This window comes from Apibacter muscae (assembly GCF_007845595.1).
Taxonomy (GTDB): Bacteria; Bacteroidota; Bacteroidia; order Flavobacteriales; family Weeksellaceae; genus Apibacter; species Apibacter muscae.
Genome location: NZ_SELI01000018.1, coordinates 138190 through 154074, shown reverse-complemented (window position 1 = coordinate 154074; position 15885 = coordinate 138190). Strand labels below are relative to the sequence as shown.

The following is a 15885-nucleotide window of genomic DNA, read 5'->3' as shown; positions in this document are numbered from 1 at the left end:
AATTTTTATTTTATATGTAAATTTATAAAATTTTATTATATATTTTGTCTTACTACTTCGTAAAGAAATACTCCACAAGCCACAGAAACGTTTAGCGAATCTGTCTTTCCATACATAGGTAATTTCAATTTTTCATCGGCATTTTTTAAAATATCTCTAGAAATTCCTTTTTCTTCATTCCCTAAAACTATGGCTATTGGTAATGCTAATTTTTCTTCATAAATACTCTTATCCGTCTTTTCAGTCGCACAAACCGTTTTAATTCCGCTTAATTTTAAAAATTCCAAAGCTTTTAAAAGGTTCTTTTCTTTACATATTTTAACATTAAAAAGAGCGCCAGCTGAAGTTTTTATAGAATCTGAATTTACTGGAGCTGAACCTTCATCTGGTATTACGATAGCATCAACCCCAACGATTTCTGCTGTTCTGCATATGGCTCCAAAATTTCTTACATCAGTAAGGTGATCTAACATTAATATAAATGGCATTTTACCCTTTTCAAACAATTCTGGAATTACATCCTCTAATTTATAAAACTGTACCGGAGAAAGAAATGCACATACTCCTTGGTGATTTTTTCTCGTAAGTCTGTTTAATTTTTCAACAGGTACATATTTAGCTTTTATACCTGCTTCGCCTAACTTTATTTTTAATTCTCTAATATTATCTCCTAACAAACCATTTTGAAGAAATACTTTATCAAAAACTTTCCCTGCCTCAATCGCTTCTATTATTGGATGAATACCGAATATAAAATCTTTTTCCATAAAGCAAATATATAAATCTTTAAAAAGATAGATTTAGACTCTTAGCTGTTAAATAAATTTAATTTTTATAAAACTATTTTGTTCAATTGCTTTATTAATTTCATTGTAGAGTTTTTCTTGATTAAAATTCAATTCATTTCTTATAACTGCTGAATCTATTTGTATATAAAGAATTTCATTGTCTATAAACATCCTTGTAGTATGTTCAAAAATTGAAGGTCCCATCAATTCTCTCCACAAATTTTGAATTTCTACAATCAATAATTTTTCCTCTATTCCTAATGTCTTAATTAAGTTTTTAATTGCAGAATTGCTGGTTTGTTCTTTCCTTCGTATACTCATATTGATCAATGAAACTAATTTTTATAAAAAAATAGAATCAACTTAAATTTACTTGTAATAATTTAATTATTTTTATAGCTAATTTAATGAAATATAACACATATATGTATACTAAAAACACGTTATTAGGGAAAAAATTAGTTTTACTAATTTCCCTGTTTACTTTTTTTTTAGTGGAGGCTCAGGATTATTCCGGATACAATCCTTCATCTACAATGATAAACGATTTAGTTCATACTAAATTAAAGGTTGGTTTTGATATCCCCAACGAAAAATTATTGGGGGAAGAGTGGGTAACACTTAAACCGCATTTCTACCCTACCGACTCTTTAACTTTAGATGCTAAAGGAATGGAAATTTCAACAGTTAAATTAGCCAATGGAAAGGATTTAAAATATTCTTACCAAAATTCTAAGTTAAAAATTCAATTAGACAAAACTTATAAGAAAGGGGAAGAATACGAAATATATATAAAATATACGGCCATCCCTTCTACTGTCACACAAAAAGGTAGTGCCGCCATTAATTCTGCTAAAGGATTATATTTTATAAATCCTAGAGGCGAGGAAAAAGATAAACCTACCCAAATCTGGACACAGGGAGAAACTGAAGCTAGTAGTTGCTGGTTCCCAACCATAGATGCGCCAAACCAAAAAACATCTCAAGAAATATATATTACCGTTCCTGACCAATATGTTACATTATCTAATGGAGTTTTAAAAAGTGGCATAAAAAATTCTGATGGTACTAGAACGGATTATTGGAAATTTGACCAAAAACATGCTCCTTATTTATTTTTTATGGGAATCGGTGATTTTGCAGTGGTGAAAGATAAATGGAAAAATATTCCTGTTGAATATTATGTTGAAAAAGAATTTGAGCCTTACGCTAAACAAATTTTTGGCGATACTCCTGACATGATTGAGTTTTTTTCCAATAAGTTGCAGTACCCTTATCCTTGGGAAAAATACAGCCAAATGGTAGCTCGCGATTATGTTAGTGGCGCCATGGAAAATACTACCAGTACTTTACACGCAGAAAATGCTCAACAAAAACCAGGTCAATTGATAGACAAAAATAGTTGGGAACCTGTAATTGCTCACGAACTTTTCCACCATTGGTTTGGGGATTTAGCTACCAATGAAAGTTGGGCTAACTTACCCGTGAATGAAGCTTTTGCAAATTATTCTGAATATTTATGGCTAGAACATAAGTATGGAAAAGATTATGCTGAAGAACATCGTGCCGAGGAACTTGATGGTTATTTAAATGGAGGGGAGAATTTTACTAAAGACTTAATTCGCTTTCAATATAAAGACAAAGAGGATATGTTCGATGCCGTTAGTTACAATAAAGGTGGATTGGTTTTACATATGCTAAGAAATTACTTGGGAGATGATGCATTTTATGCCGGAATGAATCTATATTTAAACCAAAATAAATACAAAGCTACTGAAGCTCATCATTTACGTTTAGCTTGGGAAGAAATTAGCGGAAAAGATTTAAATTGGTTTTTTAATCAATGGTTTTTTGGTAATGGACATCCCAAACTAAAAGTTTCTTATACTTATAACGATACTAAGAAATCTGTAACTGTTACAATTACCCAAACTCAGGAACCTAAATTTCAATTCCCACTGGATATTGATATTTATGAAAACGGCAAAGCCAATCACCATCAAGTTTGGGCTAAAGCCACTGAAACAAATACCTTTGAAATACCTTCCAAAACAAAACCTCAATTGGTTAATGTAAATCCAGACAATATATTATTGGCTGAAATAACTATGGAAAAAACTCCTGAGCAATACATTTATCAGTATAAAAATTCACCGGAGTATTCCTCAAGAAAAGAAGCCATTCATAAAGTGGCTGATTTGCAGACTTCCAACCCACTAGCTTTAGAAACTTTACTGCAAGCTGCTTCCTCTGACCCTTTTGAAGGTCTTAGAGTTTTTGCCATTTCTCAATTAGATTTAACAAATCCAAAGGTGAAGCAAAAATCTGCCTCGGTTTTAGAAAAAATTGCTACTTCTGATAAGAAAACTTTAGTACAAGCAGAAGCTATTAAACAATTAGGTGAATTAGATGCGGCGAAATATTTAAATTTATTTAAGAAATCTTTTGAAAGTCCTTCTTATGGAATTAAAGCGGCAGCCATAGAAGCTAGTGTAAAAGGAGATAAAGCTTTGGGTAAAGAATTGGCGGATAAAGTGGATGATAAAAATCCTGGTAAAGATTTAGAGCTTGCTATTGCAAAAGCTTTAATTGCAAACCAAGACAATTCTAAACTAGATTTAATATCTAAAAATTTCTTAAATCTACTAATGTATGCAAAATCTCAACAAGAAGCAGATACTTATTTTGCTATACTTAGAACTATTATGAGTGGAGATTACCCAGTTGAAACTAAAAACATTGTAGATTCAATTGTTAAAATCTATCCACAAGCAAAAAAATATAGTTTTGGAGATCTTATGAAACAAGTGATGGAAGCTTCTTTACAGATGAAGCAAGGAGCTTTAAATATCAATCCTTCTAACAATAGTTTAAAGAAACAAGTTTCAATGATCTCTGAGGGATTAAATAAAATGATGTAGAATAAAAGATATTTCTTTAATAAAAATGGCTTTCATTTAGAAAGCCATTTTTATTTTCTAACTTTACGTTTAATTTCAAAGAAGCCTATTTATAATGACGATAATTGTAGCTATGGATGAAAACCAAGCCATTGGAGGTAATAATCAACTTTTATGGCATTTACCCAGCGACTTAAAACACTTTAAAAAATTAACGCAAAACCATGTTGTAATTATGGGTAGAAAGACTTATGAATCTTTAGGAAAACCTTTACCCAATAGAACGAATGTTGTAATTACCTCTAATCCGAAATTTAAAGCTGTTGAAGATGTTATCATACATCATTCTATAAAGGAAGCTTTACAATTTGCAAAAAGTAAAGATGATAATCCGTTTATTATAGGTGGAGGAATCCTCTATAAGGAAACTCTTAACCTAGTTGATAATTTAGAAATTACGCTTGTAGAAACTAAAATTGATCAGGCGGATACTTACTTTCCTTCTATTGATTATTCTCAGTGGAAAAAAACTAAGGAAGAGTTTCACCCAATGGATGAAAAGCATAGTTATAGCTTCCGTTTTATAAGTTTTGAGAAAAAATAAATTATTTTTTACTTTTAGTAACTTCCCAACCTTTGTCTTTTTTAAAATTTAACAGGAATGTCTGCGTGATAAATGTAGTATGAGGATTGTTATCCTCTGATAATATTGAAAAATCGCTATTGGCTTTGTGCAAATTAAGGATTACTTTTCCAGATTTTTTCCCAGTTAGTTCTATTTTTGGCTCATCTTTTTTATCCAATTGATATTCTATAGACTTAACTTCAACTTGATTTTTTTTCTGATTTAATACCCATGGCTTTGCCTTATCGGTAAGCTTCACCTCATAAGTTAAAATACTATCTTTGCTTAAAAATTTCTTTTTTTGTTTAATAGCCTCAAAAGTAATATAGCCTTCTTGTGCTAATTTCTTATAGGCAGACAATTCTCTTGAATCTTTATTAGGACTAAATTTTACTTCTCCCAAGGACATCAATACGGTTTCGTAAATAGGGTTGACTTTTAAATACTTATCAACCGCATCCCAAGCATTACTTTCAGATAAAGTAGCTTTATCACAGCTTACTCCTAAAAAAAAGAACGAAAAAATGAATAAGCTAAAAGCACATTTGCGTAAAATTTTATGATTTTTCATATAGTAAATTTTAAAAATATCTAATTAATAGCAAAAATCATGCATTTTATAGGTTTAAAATACAAGATATCTATTGCCAAAGATGTTATAAATAGCTCCAAATAAAATACCAACCCAAAAAATTATTCCAGCAACTATCGTCCACACACAAATAACTCTTGTTAATATAGATGCCCTTCTAGATTTAGCATATTTTTTCTCTTCCCAATATTGATTGACTCTTAAAGAATAAAAAAGTGAAAAAACACCTATAGGCGCAAAACATACAATGGTTGATATGATGGCTAAAGCTAAATAATTATCTGGAGGCTTCTGATCTCCCAGAATTTTATCAATATCCTTATCTATGTTTTCTTCTTTCAATCTAAATAATAATAGAATGTTTTTGCTAAATATTTTTAATGCTATTGTCAATTTGGCGCATAATTTCCATTGCAATTTCTAAAGCTTCTTTTCCTTGTTCAAGAGGAATCTGCACGGGCAGGTCTTTCTCAATAGAGTCTGCCAATGATTCTAATTCATCTAAAATTGCATTATTTGATTGTACTTCTGGATATTGGAAAATGATTTTTCTTTTGTCTCCTTTAGAGTTTTCGATAATCATATCAAACGGTTGAATTTCTTTAGGAGCATCTTCCATTTTTATTATTTCAGCTTTTTTTTCTAAAAAATCAATGGAAATGTAAGCATCTTTTTGAAAAAACCTGCTTTTCCTCATATTTTTCATGGAGATTCTACTGGTAGTTACATTGGCTACACATCCGTTCTCAAATTCAATTCTTGCGTTTGCAATATCAGGAGTATTACTTACAACGGCTACTCCACTAGCATGAATATTTTTAACTTTAGATTTCACTACGGATAAAACAATATCCAAATCATGAATCATCAAGTCTAAAACCACGGGCACATCTGTTCCTCTTGGATTAAATTCTGCCAAACGATGAATCTCCATAAACATGGGGTTAACGATAAATGGTTTGGAGGATATAAATGCAGGATTGAACCTTTCTACATGTCCTACTTGTGCTTTTATATTGTTTTGCTTAGCCAATTGAATCAATTGATTCGCTTGCTCTAGACTATTTGTAATGGGTTTTTCAATAAAAAAATGTTTACCTGCTATAATCGCTTTTTCTGCATATTCAAAATGTGCAAATGTTGGAGTAACTATATCTAAAACATCAATTTGGTTCAATAGCTCATCAAAATTCTCATAATATTTATACCCAAATTCTTGAGCTAAACTTTCACCTGCTTCCATATCTAAATCATGAAAACCTATTAATTGGTATTTGGATGATTGTCTTAATAATTTTAAGTGGATTTTCCCTAAATGTCCTGCTCCTACCAATCCTACTTTTAGCATAATTTCTTTAAATTTAAATAATTACTTATTGTTGAGAAAAATACTGATAGTCTTTGATTACAGTTTGAACATAATCCATATCCGTCAACTCCGGTTTGCTCTCATGAATAACACTTTCAATTTTTTCTCGAAGCTTTGAAAGCATACTGTAATCTGATGTAGCCTTGATTCTTGTTAAGGTTTTTGAAATTATTTGTATATCGTTGTCAGACAATTGTAATACTTGTGTAAAAGTTGGTGTATAATTTTCCTCTATCTGGGCTAAGATGGTTTGATCTATTTTCATTTTTGGCTTCGTGGATATAACAACGGTTTTCGCCACCAAATCAGCAACCCTTTGTCTTTTTTCAGTGGTCCCCATCACAACCAACCCAACTATATAATAGAATAAGCTATCTATAATATTTAATAACCAACGTATAAGATAGGTACTAAAACCAGCTTCTGATCCATCTACTTTAACGATCTTCAATTTCATTATTTTTTTTCCGAATGTTTGCCCCTGCATAAAATAGGGGGCCCATAGAGAATAAAAAAACACAGGAATCATCATTACTAAATAAATAGTTATTGCTATAGCTCCATCATTTTCAATAAAAAATTCAAGATTATCTTCATACCAATACGCAACACCTATAAATATAGCTAAGCAGAACAATAAATAACCTAAAATAAACAATGTATCTAAAATTTTTGCCACTACTCTCTCTCCAATATCAGCCAAATTATAGTCTATGGATACATTTTGAGAAGTATTGATTTGAGCTCCGTTCATTGTATATTAATTTTTTTGTAATATTGCAACAAAAGTACTATTTTTTAATGAGAGAAGCTGCTTTTATAAATAAAAACAAACTACAATGGAGCAATTTTGAAAATGCTTTAAAGAGCAAAAAAAAACTTCGTCCGGATGAATTAGCTGATTTGTACTTGCAAATTATCAATGATTTAAGCTATTCCAAAACCTACTATTCTAAAAGCAATACAACAATATATTTAAACGATTTAGCTAGAAAGGCTCATTTCTATATTTATAAAAATAAAAAGGAAAAATCTAGTCGCATAATCACTTTTTGGAAGTATGAACTTCCTTTACTCTTTAGTTCTTACCAAAAAGAGTTTTTATTGTCTTTGATTATTTTTTTATTGTCTGCCGCAATTGGATTATTTTCTGTTTATAAAGATTTAGATTTCGCACGTGTAATTTTGGGAAATGGCTATGTTGATATGACGATCAAAAATATTAAAATAGGAGATCCTATGGCAGTTTATCATCAAACTTCTGCATGGACTATGTTTTTAACTATTACTACTAACAATATTAGAGTTGGTTTCATTTCCTTTCTGGGTGGAATTTTTACGCCAATTTTTACAATTTACGTATTATTTCAAAACGGTATTATGGTTGGAACCTTTGATGGATTTCTCCTTCAATACGGCGTTGGGTTAAGAGCTAACTCTATTATATGGGTACATGGAGTCTTTGAAATTTTTGTAATTATTGTTTGTGGTGCTGCCGGATTAATTTTGGGCAATAGTATATTATTCCCTAAAACTTACACCCGCTTACAGTCTGTTCAAAAGGGGTTTAAAGACGGATTAAAAATTACTTTTAGCACTCTGCCCTTCTTTGTTTGTGCCGGTTTTTTAGAAAGTTTTGTAACTCGCTACACTTTGATGCCATTGCCTGTAGCCATAAGCATTATTGTTGTATCTTTAGTAATTATTATTTTTTATTATATAATTTATCCTAGACTACTAAGAAAAAAATTTGACAATCATGAATTCAATCCAAAAATTTGATTTTGTTGAGAATCGCTCATTAAGCAAAATTATTACCGATTCTTTTCGGTTTGCATGGCTAAATTTAAAATCACTATCCATAAGCCTATTTTATATTTGCTTTATTCCTATACTTATTTATGGTTTAACTTCATACTTATATTTTAACGATTACTTTTCTTCTACATTATCTTTGAATAACACAGAAGGATTTGAGAATTTAAATTTTCATAATTTTATTTTAGAAATTCAAAATTCGGGGTTAATAAGATCATTTTCTTATCTTTCTTTAACATATATTGGTGCGTTGCTTCTTTCCATGTTTATTTCTATTGTCAGTTTTAGTTATATAAAATTATATCAAAACGTGTCTGAAATAACCCCTTCTTCTGTTTGGAAAACTTCTAAAAAATATTTTCCAAAAATTTTATTTTACAATGTTTTATTGATTCTAACAATAATTATAGGAAATTTAATTTGCCTTATCCCCTTAATGTTGTGGAAATTAGGAATAATTGTAACCATCTTGCTTTATATTATATTTACATTTCTCATTTTTTATCTATATATAAAGATCTTATTTAGCCCTCTGTTTATAATTCTAGAGGATAAGGGTGTTTGGGATTCAATTAAAAATAGTTTCAACTTCACTAAAAATATTTTTTGGGAAACCTTTTTATTCTGTTTAATTTTTGGTATTATAACTTCAATGATTTCTTCCTTGTTTAAGCTACCAGGCACTATTCTATTGTACATAAGCTCAATTTTAGGAATAATTAATGATAATGACCCGTCGGATAATACAACGGTTCTAAGCAGTTTATTAATAGGTTTGGGAGGCGCTTTTGGATTTCTTATGTATTCTTTAAAATATGTAGGCACATGTTTTTTTTATTATAGTACGAAAGAAAAAAGACAAGGCTATAATACTTATAAAGAATTGGATAAAATTGGAGTGTATGAGGCAGAGGTTTAAAATACGAACAACTAATTTATCTAATAGATTTGTACAAATTACAGTAGTATTATTTTTATTATTCCCTACTAAGAAATTACAAGCTATAACTGATTCTATTCTATACGATCAAAGTAAAATAAGTCCTGTAAATAATCTTCCGGAAAAACCCTCTAACATCTATACTGGAAAAGATTTCATTTATGAAATCCCTCAAAAAGATTCTGATTCTGACTCTAATTTTTTATCCAAATATTTTGATTGGATCGTTCAAAAAATATTTAATTTTATTAAAAAACTTTTCAACTTTAATACAGAGCAGAATCAAGTAAGTGATAGAAATCTTTTGAACTTTATACTCATATTATTGCTTGGAATTCTACTTATCGTAGGACTCCTATTTCTAATCAAGAAATTTAGAAAAACTATTGGTAGAAATGATGAAGATATTCTATCCGCTGAAGAAGTTGAGAAAAACATTGATACTGTAGACTTTGATCAACTAATATACCAAGCGGTATCAGATAAAAATTATCGGTTAGCTATACGTTTTTATTATTTAAGAATTTTAAAATTAATGGCGAATAAGAAGGTAATTGAGTACCATAGGAATAAAACCAATTATGACTATTTTTATGAGATTAAAAATTATGATTTAAAAAATTTATTTCAATCAACTTCTAAAACTTTTGATTATTCTTGGTATGGGGATTATTCTCCAAAGGAATCGGATTTTTTACTTGCGAAAAGTAAATTTTTAGAACTTCAACAAATGATATCTAAATTATAAAAATGATATCTAAATTATAAACTTACTCTCTTGAATAAACATTTAAAGATCTATATAGGCATTTTTATTATCGTTATTGGTGGGCTGATGTATTTAGAATACCAAAAGCCTAAGCCTGTGGACTGGACGGAAACATATTCTTCTAAAGATAAAATTCCTTTAGGTACTTATTTGCTTTTTCAGGAATTTAGCAAACTTTTTCCACAAAAAATAGTAACCTCTATTTCTGAAACGCCTTCAGCCTATTTATTTGAAAACGAAGAAACCTATGATTCTAATTCTTTATATTTTTTTCTTAATAAAAATTCTACAATCTCTGAGACAGATTTAGAATACTTAAATGATTTTGTTAATGTTGGTGGAGATGTTTTTATTATTTCCAATCATCTACCTGAAGAGTTAGAAAAACAACTTAATGTAGAAACTGATATTATTTACAATTCTAACCGTTTAAAGGATCGAGTAAAGTTAAGACTGGTTAACCCTAGCTTTGAAAAACAAGAATACACCTATAATAAGGTAAACCCATTGACCTATTTCTCTAAAATTGATACTACCAAATCGGTAATTTTAGGGGAGTTGACCCAATCAGGAAATAGAAAGGCTAATTTTATTAAAACTAAATATGGAGAAGGTAATTTCTATATCCATCTACTCCCAGAAGCCTTTACAAATTATTATCTATTGAATGATGATACTTATACCTACGCCATACATTCACTTAATTATATTGACAAAAAAAATATTCTTTGGGACGAACAAAATAAATCTATAAATTCCGTACAGAAGGGAATTCTTATGTATATTTTTTCTTCTCCTGCTTTAACTTGGGCTTGGAGAGTTCTAATTCTAGGATCTATCATCTATGTTTTATTTTTAGGAAAAAGGCTTCAGCGAATTATTCCTATTGTAAATCCTTTAAAAAATACTACTGTGGAGTTTACTAAAACCATAGGAAATATATATTTCAACCAAAGAGAACATCAAGATATTATTAATAAAAAAATTACTTATTTCTTATATTTTGTTAAAGAAAAATATTTTTTAAACACCGCATTTATTGATGAGAATTTTTCTGAAAAACTTCATACAAAATCTGGAGTTTCTAAAGAGATTACTGATAAAATTGTATCGCTCATTCAAAAAAACAGAGATTCAAAATCATCCACGGAAAATGATTTAAAACTAATTAATCAAACTATTGACTTATTTTATACTAAAATTTAACCCTACATGGAAAACGATAAATTTCAATACACAAACAGGATTGACTTGTCCTTATTAAAAATTTCAGCAGATAAAATTCGAGCCGAATTAAAAAAGATTATTGTTGGTCAAGAAGAAGCTATAGACTTGATTCTTACAGCCATATTGGCGGATGGACATTTACTACTGGAAGGTGTTCCTGGAGTAGCAAAAACAGTTCTTGCCAAACTTATTGCCAAATGTATTTCTGCACCTTTTAGTAGAATACAATTTACTCCTGACTTAATGCCCTCAGACGTTATCGGTTCCTCAATATACAATGAAAAAACGACAAATTTTGAATTTAGAAGAGGTCCAATTTTTTCAAATATTGTATTAATCGATGAAATTAATCGTGCACCAGCCAAGACTCAATCTGCGTTATTTGAAGTAATGGCAGAGAGGCAGATTACTGTAGATAGCCAAACTTATTTTTTCCCTCGTCCTTTTACCATTATAGCAACACAAAATCCAGTAGAACAAGAAGGTACTTATCGGTTACCGGAAGCTCAATTGGATCGATTTTTATTTAAAATTGAAATTGATTACCCCAAATTGGAAGAAGAAATTAATATTTTAAAAAATCACAATCAAATTGAATCAGAAAATGAAACTGATTTAGTGCAAGCGGTAATTTCTGCTGAGGATATTATTAATTTTCAAAATTTAGTGAAAAAAGTGCATGTTGAGGACTCTATCATTAATTACATCGCCAAAGTAGTAACTTCCACTAGGAACAATGCCAATCTTTATTTAGGAGCATCCCCTAGGGCTTCTATTTCAATTTTAAATACTTGTAAATCCTATGCAGCCTTACAAGGAAAAGATTTTGTTACTCCGGACGATGTAAAATATCTTGCCCCATCGGTACTCAAACATAGAATTATACTAACTCCGGAAAGAGAAATGGAAGGTCTAACACCTACTTTAGTGATAAAGCAAATTATTGACGGAATTGAAATACCTAGATAGTTGTGTTAAAATTTTTTAAATCTTTATATCTTACCCAACGATTATTTCTAATATTATTAGGATTTGTATTAGCTTTTATTTTAGCTAATTTTATAGAACCTTTGTTTATTCTAGTTAAATATCTTTTCTTACTATATTTTTTAGCAATTATTGCAGATATGTTTTTATTGTATCTTGTAAAAAATGGTATTCGAGCCAATCGTTTATTGCCTGAAAAATTTAGTAATGGGGATGATAATCCTGTACATATCACTTTTGAGAATTTGTACAACTTTCATGTTTCATTATCAGTCATTGATGAGATTCCAATTCAATTTCAAATAAGAAATTTCTTATTCAAAGTAAAGTTAAAAAAAGGCGAGTGTAAAGAATATACGTACCAAATTCATCCTACGAAACGTGGAGTTTATAAATTTGGAAAATTAAATGTATATGCAGAAAGCATACTGGGACTTGTAAAAAAAAGATATATTTTTGAAGAAGGCAAAGACATAGCCGTATATCCTTCCTTTCTACAGCTTCAAAAATACGACTTATTGGCTTTCACCAACCGTTTACATGAATATGGGGTTAAAAAAATACGTAAGGTTGGTAATACCATGGAATTTGAACAAATCAGGGATTACGTTTATGGTGATGATATTAGAAATATCAACTGGAAAGCAACAGCTAAACGAAATCAGTTGATGATTAATCAATTTCAGGATGAACGCTCACAACCGGTTTACTCTGTGATTGACAAAGGCAGAGTTATGTTAATGCCTTTCAATGGTCTTTCTCTTCTTGACTACTCCATCAACGCAAGTTTAGTGATTTCCAATGTAGCCTTGCAAAAAAATGACAAAGCGGGACTGTTTACATTTTCAAGAAAAATTGAAAATAAAATTATTGCTGAAAGGAGAAAATCTCAAATGGAGCTTATCTTAAATACTTTGTACAATATAAGGACTGATTTTGCTGAAAGCGATTTTGGTAGATTGTATGGAAATATTAAGAGAACTATTAACCAAAGAAGTTTAATCCTTTTATTTACAAACTTTGAAAATATGGATTCCATGCAACGACAGCTTCCTTATCTAAAAGCGATTGCTAAGAATCATTTATTGATTGTTATATTTTTTAAAAATGTTGAATTAAAAAAATTGATCAATCAACCTGTAAAAAATACCAGAGAGATTTACCAAAAAGTTATTGCTGAAAAATTTGCTTTTGATAAGGAATTAATTGTTAAAGAATTAAAAAAGAATGGGATACAGTCTATTCTTACAGAACCTGAAAAACTTACCATTAATACCATTAACAAATATTTGGAATTAAAGGCACGCGGTACTATTTAAAGACTACTTACTATGAAAATAACTACTGATATAAGCTCATTTGAAAATCAATACAAAGAAATTGCAAATTTTATTCAATTTGAAGATTTTCCTCTTGCTTTAAAAAGAATCATTGACTTAACGTTAGACACCGAAGAAATTAGCTTTTACAGGGAAGCTCATGATCTTCTGGCTTGGAACGATTACAATGAATCCAATTTAGATGGTAAAAGGGAAAAATATAGCTTATTCCTTCATCAGCTATATACTTTTCTAGTAAAAAAACCTATAGTTCCTTCCACTGACTTATTAGAAATAAAAAATTTAAAAAAAGCTTATAGCAAGTCTTCGTTTGCCTTAGGTCCTATTTCATTTCAACTTAAAGAAGGAGAAATAATAGGGTTGGTAGGTGAAAATGGCAATGGAAAAACTACTTTACTTAGAGCTCTATGTGGAGAACTACTTCCAACAGACGGTGAGATTAATTATCACTTTCATTACCAAAATAATTATGATTTAAGAAGCCGCTTGGTTTACATACCTCAAAGATATACTTCTTGGCAGGGAGCTATCCTCGATCAATTGCGTTTTGCGGCTGCCTCTTATGGAATTAAAGGCGAAGAAAACTTGCTTTTGGTTGAGCTTGTTTTAAGTAGACTGGGACTAAGAAATTACCAAAATTTGCAATGGAAAAACTTATCTTCCGGTTATAAAATGCGTTTCGAACTTGCACGAATGCTTTTACGTAAACCTAAATTATTATTAATTGATGAACCATTGGCAAATTTAGATATCAATGCTCAACAAACTGTTTTGAATGATTTTAAATCCATAGCTAAATCTCCATTCAGACCTTTAGGTATTATTCTAAGTTCACAACAATTGTATGAAGTTGAAAAAGCAGCAGATCAGGTAGTTTTCTTGAAAAATGGAGAAAAAAAATATACTCAATCTAAAATAAATTCTGAAAATTCAACCCACCATGAATTCATAATTGAATTTGAAACTGAATGGCAATATGAAAAATTATATCCAATATTTTCTGCCTTAGAAATCACTAAATTACAATTCAACGGCGGATCTTTTTTGGGATATTTCCCTAAAACTGTAACTATGAATCATTTTTTACAGCTTATTATAGAAAATAACATTCCTATTAAATATTTACGAGATATTTCTAACTCTACCCGTCGTTTTTTTGTTTAAACTACTACTAAAATTTAATTATGTTAAAAAAATTACAATCTAATTTATTGGTAAATCATCCATTACTTTGGAATCTTAAATTAGTTCCTATACTTATTCTTATAGTTATTTTTAATATACTCTTCTTTTTCTTAGGTTATTTTTCTACAAAATTTACCTTTAATAACTATACTAGATTTCCTTATGATCATTACAATGAGCCAAACTTTCCTTTATATGGTATTGCTATACTTTCTTCTTTTCTCACCCTCATAGTTTGGCTAGCCTTTTATTTAAAAAATAACGGATTTAAATCTTTATATCCTAGAACCTCCTTTTCTTTATTCAAGGAATGGATCTTATCTTATTTTATAATTATAGGCGCTTTCCTATATTGCTTTTCCTTTTATCAAGGATCCTTAACCAAAACTAGAAGCTATGCATCATTAGAAGAAACTAATAAAACCTTAGATTTATTAGTGAAAATTAATTATTTAATCCCTAATGTATATTTGAATGATTACAACGATATTGAAAGTGGTATTTTCCCTAATTCCTTATTATCCTTAAAAAATTACCAATATACCCGTAAAGATTCAATATATAGCCATCAGGTGCATGAATGGCTAATCAAGGAAAATAAAGACAGTATTAAAAGTACCCTAAATTCATTTTTAGATCTTCATAAAAAACACCATTTAAAGACTAATTTAACTACTGACACCTGGATAAAATTTTATTATCATCCACCCGAATATATTTTAGATTCTTATTTAAAACTAGATAATTATAAAGATAATTATTATTATTTCAACCATGTATACCATAATATTTTTGAGGCCTATAATTCTTTAGAACCTGTTTTAAAGTTTGTATTAATCACGTTTTATATTGCATTGGTATTCTCTCTTATTATTTTTTCTATTCGAGTTACTCATGCAAAGGCTTGGATCACCTCATTTATTATATTAGGATTGTTGATTTTTACCAGCGGCATCTTTATGGCAATTCTAGATTTTATATCTTTTGGCTATACCTCTCAAAATTTATATACTTATTTCTGGCTTCTAACTTTTTTAATTCTTTTCCTACATCTTGAAAGTAAAATATTAGGTAAAAATAAAACTAAAGGATTTTCCTCTATCTCCTTAAATTTAGTCCTGTGGATTTTCCCCTTTGTACCCTATATAATATTTATAATTTTCATGAATTGGTGTAAAAATTTATCTCCCATTGAAAATAGGTCTAGTTCTTGTATATACTCCTACTTTAGTGAAAATTTAGATAAATTTTTATGGTTAAATTTAATTTTAAGTATAGTAGTCCTGTTCTTTTTTGTAAAACAAATAAAAGTATGGAAATCATTGCCAGAAGAATAATAAATTAT

At 29.5% G+C, this 15885-nt stretch carries 16 protein-coding genes; 10 read left to right on the top strand and 6 right to left on the bottom strand.

The window, feature by feature from the left end; all coding sequences use genetic code 11:
* Window positions 1-35 precede the first annotated feature (35 nt).
* Both rlmB and ETU10_RS06085 read right to left on the bottom strand, forming a co-directional pair.
* On the bottom strand, window positions 36-767 hold the full coding sequence (gene rlmB / locus ETU10_RS06090; RefSeq protein ID WP_146310686.1) for a 23S rRNA (guanosine(2251)-2'-O)-methyltransferase RlmB: 732 nt from the start codon (window positions 765-767) through the stop codon (window positions 36-38).
* Between the two features lie 48 nt (window positions 768-815).
* Entirely contained in the window at window positions 816-1109 is a 294-nt protein-coding gene (locus ETU10_RS06085) for a DUF721 domain-containing protein (RefSeq protein ID WP_146310684.1), read from the bottom strand.
* A gap of 86 nt (window positions 1110-1195) precedes the next feature.
* On the opposite strand from ETU10_RS06085, the gene ETU10_RS06080 reads away from it, so the two are divergent.
* Both ETU10_RS06080 and ETU10_RS06075 read left to right on the top strand, forming a co-directional pair.
* Window positions 1196-3709: a M1 family metallopeptidase gene (locus ETU10_RS06080; RefSeq protein WP_146310682.1), complete on the top strand. Its 2514-nt coding sequence runs from the start codon at window positions 1196-1198 to the stop codon at window positions 3707-3709.
* Window positions 3710-3803: 94 nt separating this feature from the next.
* Window positions 3804-4292, top strand: a complete 489-nt coding sequence (locus tag ETU10_RS06075; RefSeq protein ID WP_311388679.1) for a dihydrofolate reductase — start codon at window positions 3804-3806, stop codon at window positions 4290-4292.
* A gap of 1 nt (window position 4293) precedes the next feature.
* On the opposite strand, the gene ETU10_RS06070 is transcribed toward ETU10_RS06075, so the two are convergent.
* From ETU10_RS06070 to ETU10_RS06055, 4 genes are read right to left on the bottom strand one after another with little or no spacing between them, the layout of a single operon-like run.
* The gene (locus ETU10_RS06070) at window positions 4294-4884 is read right to left on the bottom strand and encodes a hypothetical protein (RefSeq protein WP_146310680.1); all 591 of its coding nucleotides are present in this window, start codon (window positions 4882-4884) and stop codon (window positions 4294-4296) included.
* A gap of 54 nt (window positions 4885-4938) precedes the next feature.
* Window positions 4939-5247 carry a CD225/dispanin family protein gene (locus tag ETU10_RS06065; protein ID WP_185145064.1) on the bottom strand — a complete coding sequence of 103 codons (309 nt, stop codon included), beginning with the start codon at window positions 5245-5247 and terminating at the stop codon, window positions 4939-4941.
* 25 nt (window positions 5248-5272) lie between these two features.
* Entirely contained in the window at window positions 5273-6253 is a 981-nt protein-coding gene (locus tag ETU10_RS06060; protein WP_146310678.1) for a Gfo/Idh/MocA family protein, read from the bottom strand.
* A gap of 25 nt (window positions 6254-6278) precedes the next feature.
* Window positions 6279-7028: an RDD family protein gene (locus ETU10_RS06055; protein WP_146292123.1), complete on the bottom strand. Its 750-nt coding sequence runs from the start codon at window positions 7026-7028 to the stop codon at window positions 6279-6281.
* Between the two features lie 47 nt (window positions 7029-7075).
* On the opposite strand from ETU10_RS06055, the gene ETU10_RS06050 reads away from it, so the two are divergent.
* From ETU10_RS06050 to ETU10_RS06015, 8 genes are read left to right on the top strand one after another with little or no spacing between them, the layout of a single operon-like run.
* Window positions 7076-8056 carry a stage II sporulation protein M gene (locus tag ETU10_RS06050; protein ID WP_146310676.1) on the top strand — a complete coding sequence of 327 codons (981 nt, stop codon included), beginning with the start codon at window positions 7076-7078 and terminating at the stop codon, window positions 8054-8056.
* A complete protein-coding gene (locus tag ETU10_RS06045; RefSeq protein ID WP_146310673.1) occupies window positions 8034-9011 on the top strand; it encodes a glycerophosphoryl diester phosphodiesterase membrane domain-containing protein in 978 nt (325 codons plus the stop codon). Before ETU10_RS06050 ends, ETU10_RS06045 begins: the two co-directional genes overlap by 23 nt.
* Window positions 8995-9780, top strand: a complete 786-nt coding sequence (locus ETU10_RS06040) for a hypothetical protein (protein WP_146310671.1) — start codon at window positions 8995-8997, stop codon at window positions 9778-9780. The genes ETU10_RS06045 and ETU10_RS06040 overlap by 17 nt, the downstream gene beginning before the upstream one ends.
* A gap of 30 nt (window positions 9781-9810) precedes the next feature.
* Window positions 9811-11007, top strand: coding sequence for a DUF4350 domain-containing protein (locus ETU10_RS06035; protein WP_146310669.1), 1197 nt, complete (start codon window positions 9811-9813; stop codon window positions 11005-11007).
* Window positions 11008-11013: 6 nt separating this feature from the next.
* Window positions 11014-11997, top strand: coding sequence for an AAA family ATPase (locus ETU10_RS06030; protein ID WP_146310667.1), 984 nt, complete (start codon window positions 11014-11016; stop codon window positions 11995-11997).
* A gap of 2 nt (window positions 11998-11999) precedes the next feature.
* Window positions 12000-13334 (top strand): DUF58 domain-containing protein, encoded by a 1335-nt coding sequence (locus ETU10_RS06025; protein ID WP_146310665.1) that lies wholly within the window; start codon window positions 12000-12002, stop codon window positions 13332-13334.
* Between the two features lie 12 nt (window positions 13335-13346).
* Complete coding sequence (locus ETU10_RS06020) at window positions 13347-14519, top strand: ABC transporter ATP-binding protein (protein WP_221410371.1); 1173 nt, start codon at window positions 13347-13349, stop codon at window positions 14517-14519.
* Window positions 14520-14539: 20 nt separating this feature from the next.
* The gene (locus ETU10_RS06015; RefSeq protein ID WP_146310663.1) at window positions 14540-15877 is read left to right on the top strand and encodes a hypothetical protein; all 1338 of its coding nucleotides are present in this window, start codon (window positions 14540-14542) and stop codon (window positions 15875-15877) included.
* Window positions 15878-15885 lie beyond the last annotated feature (8 nt).

Coding starts and splice junctions, on each gene's coding strand:
- ETU10_RS06085 (WP_146310684.1), bottom strand. CDS start 1,109: ATGAGTATACGAAGGAAAGAACAAACCAGCAATTCTGCAATTAAAAAC.
- ETU10_RS06020 (WP_221410371.1), top strand. CDS start 13,347: ATGAAAATAACTACTGATATAAGCTCATTTGAAAATCAATACAAAGAA.
- ETU10_RS06015 (WP_146310663.1), top strand. CDS start 14,540: ATGTTAAAAAAATTACAATCTAATTTATTGGTAAATCATCCATTACTT.
- ETU10_RS06080 (WP_146310682.1), top strand. CDS start 1,196: ATGAAATATAACACATATATGTATACTAAAAACACGTTATTAGGGAAA.
- ETU10_RS06045 (WP_146310673.1), top strand. CDS start 8,034: ATGAATTCAATCCAAAAATTTGATTTTGTTGAGAATCGCTCATTAAGC.
- ETU10_RS06060 (WP_146310678.1), bottom strand. CDS start 6,253: ATGCTAAAAGTAGGATTGGTAGGAGCAGGACATTTAGGGAAAATCCAC.
- ETU10_RS06075 (WP_311388679.1), top strand. CDS start 3,804: ATGACGATAATTGTAGCTATGGATGAAAACCAAGCCATTGGAGGTAAT.
- ETU10_RS06030 (WP_146310667.1), top strand. CDS start 11,014: ATGGAAAACGATAAATTTCAATACACAAACAGGATTGACTTGTCCTTA.
- ETU10_RS06040 (WP_146310671.1), top strand. CDS start 8,995: ATGAGGCAGAGGTTTAAAATACGAACAACTAATTTATCTAATAGATTT.
- ETU10_RS06055 (WP_146292123.1), bottom strand. CDS start 7,028: ATGAACGGAGCTCAAATCAATACTTCTCAAAATGTATCCATAGACTAT.
- rlmB (WP_146310686.1), bottom strand. CDS start 767: ATGGAAAAAGATTTTATATTCGGTATTCATCCAATAATAGAAGCGATT.
- ETU10_RS06070 (WP_146310680.1), bottom strand. CDS start 4,884: ATGAAAAATCATAAAATTTTACGCAAATGTGCTTTTAGCTTATTCATT.
- ETU10_RS06050 (WP_146310676.1), top strand. CDS start 7,076: ATGAGAGAAGCTGCTTTTATAAATAAAAACAAACTACAATGGAGCAAT.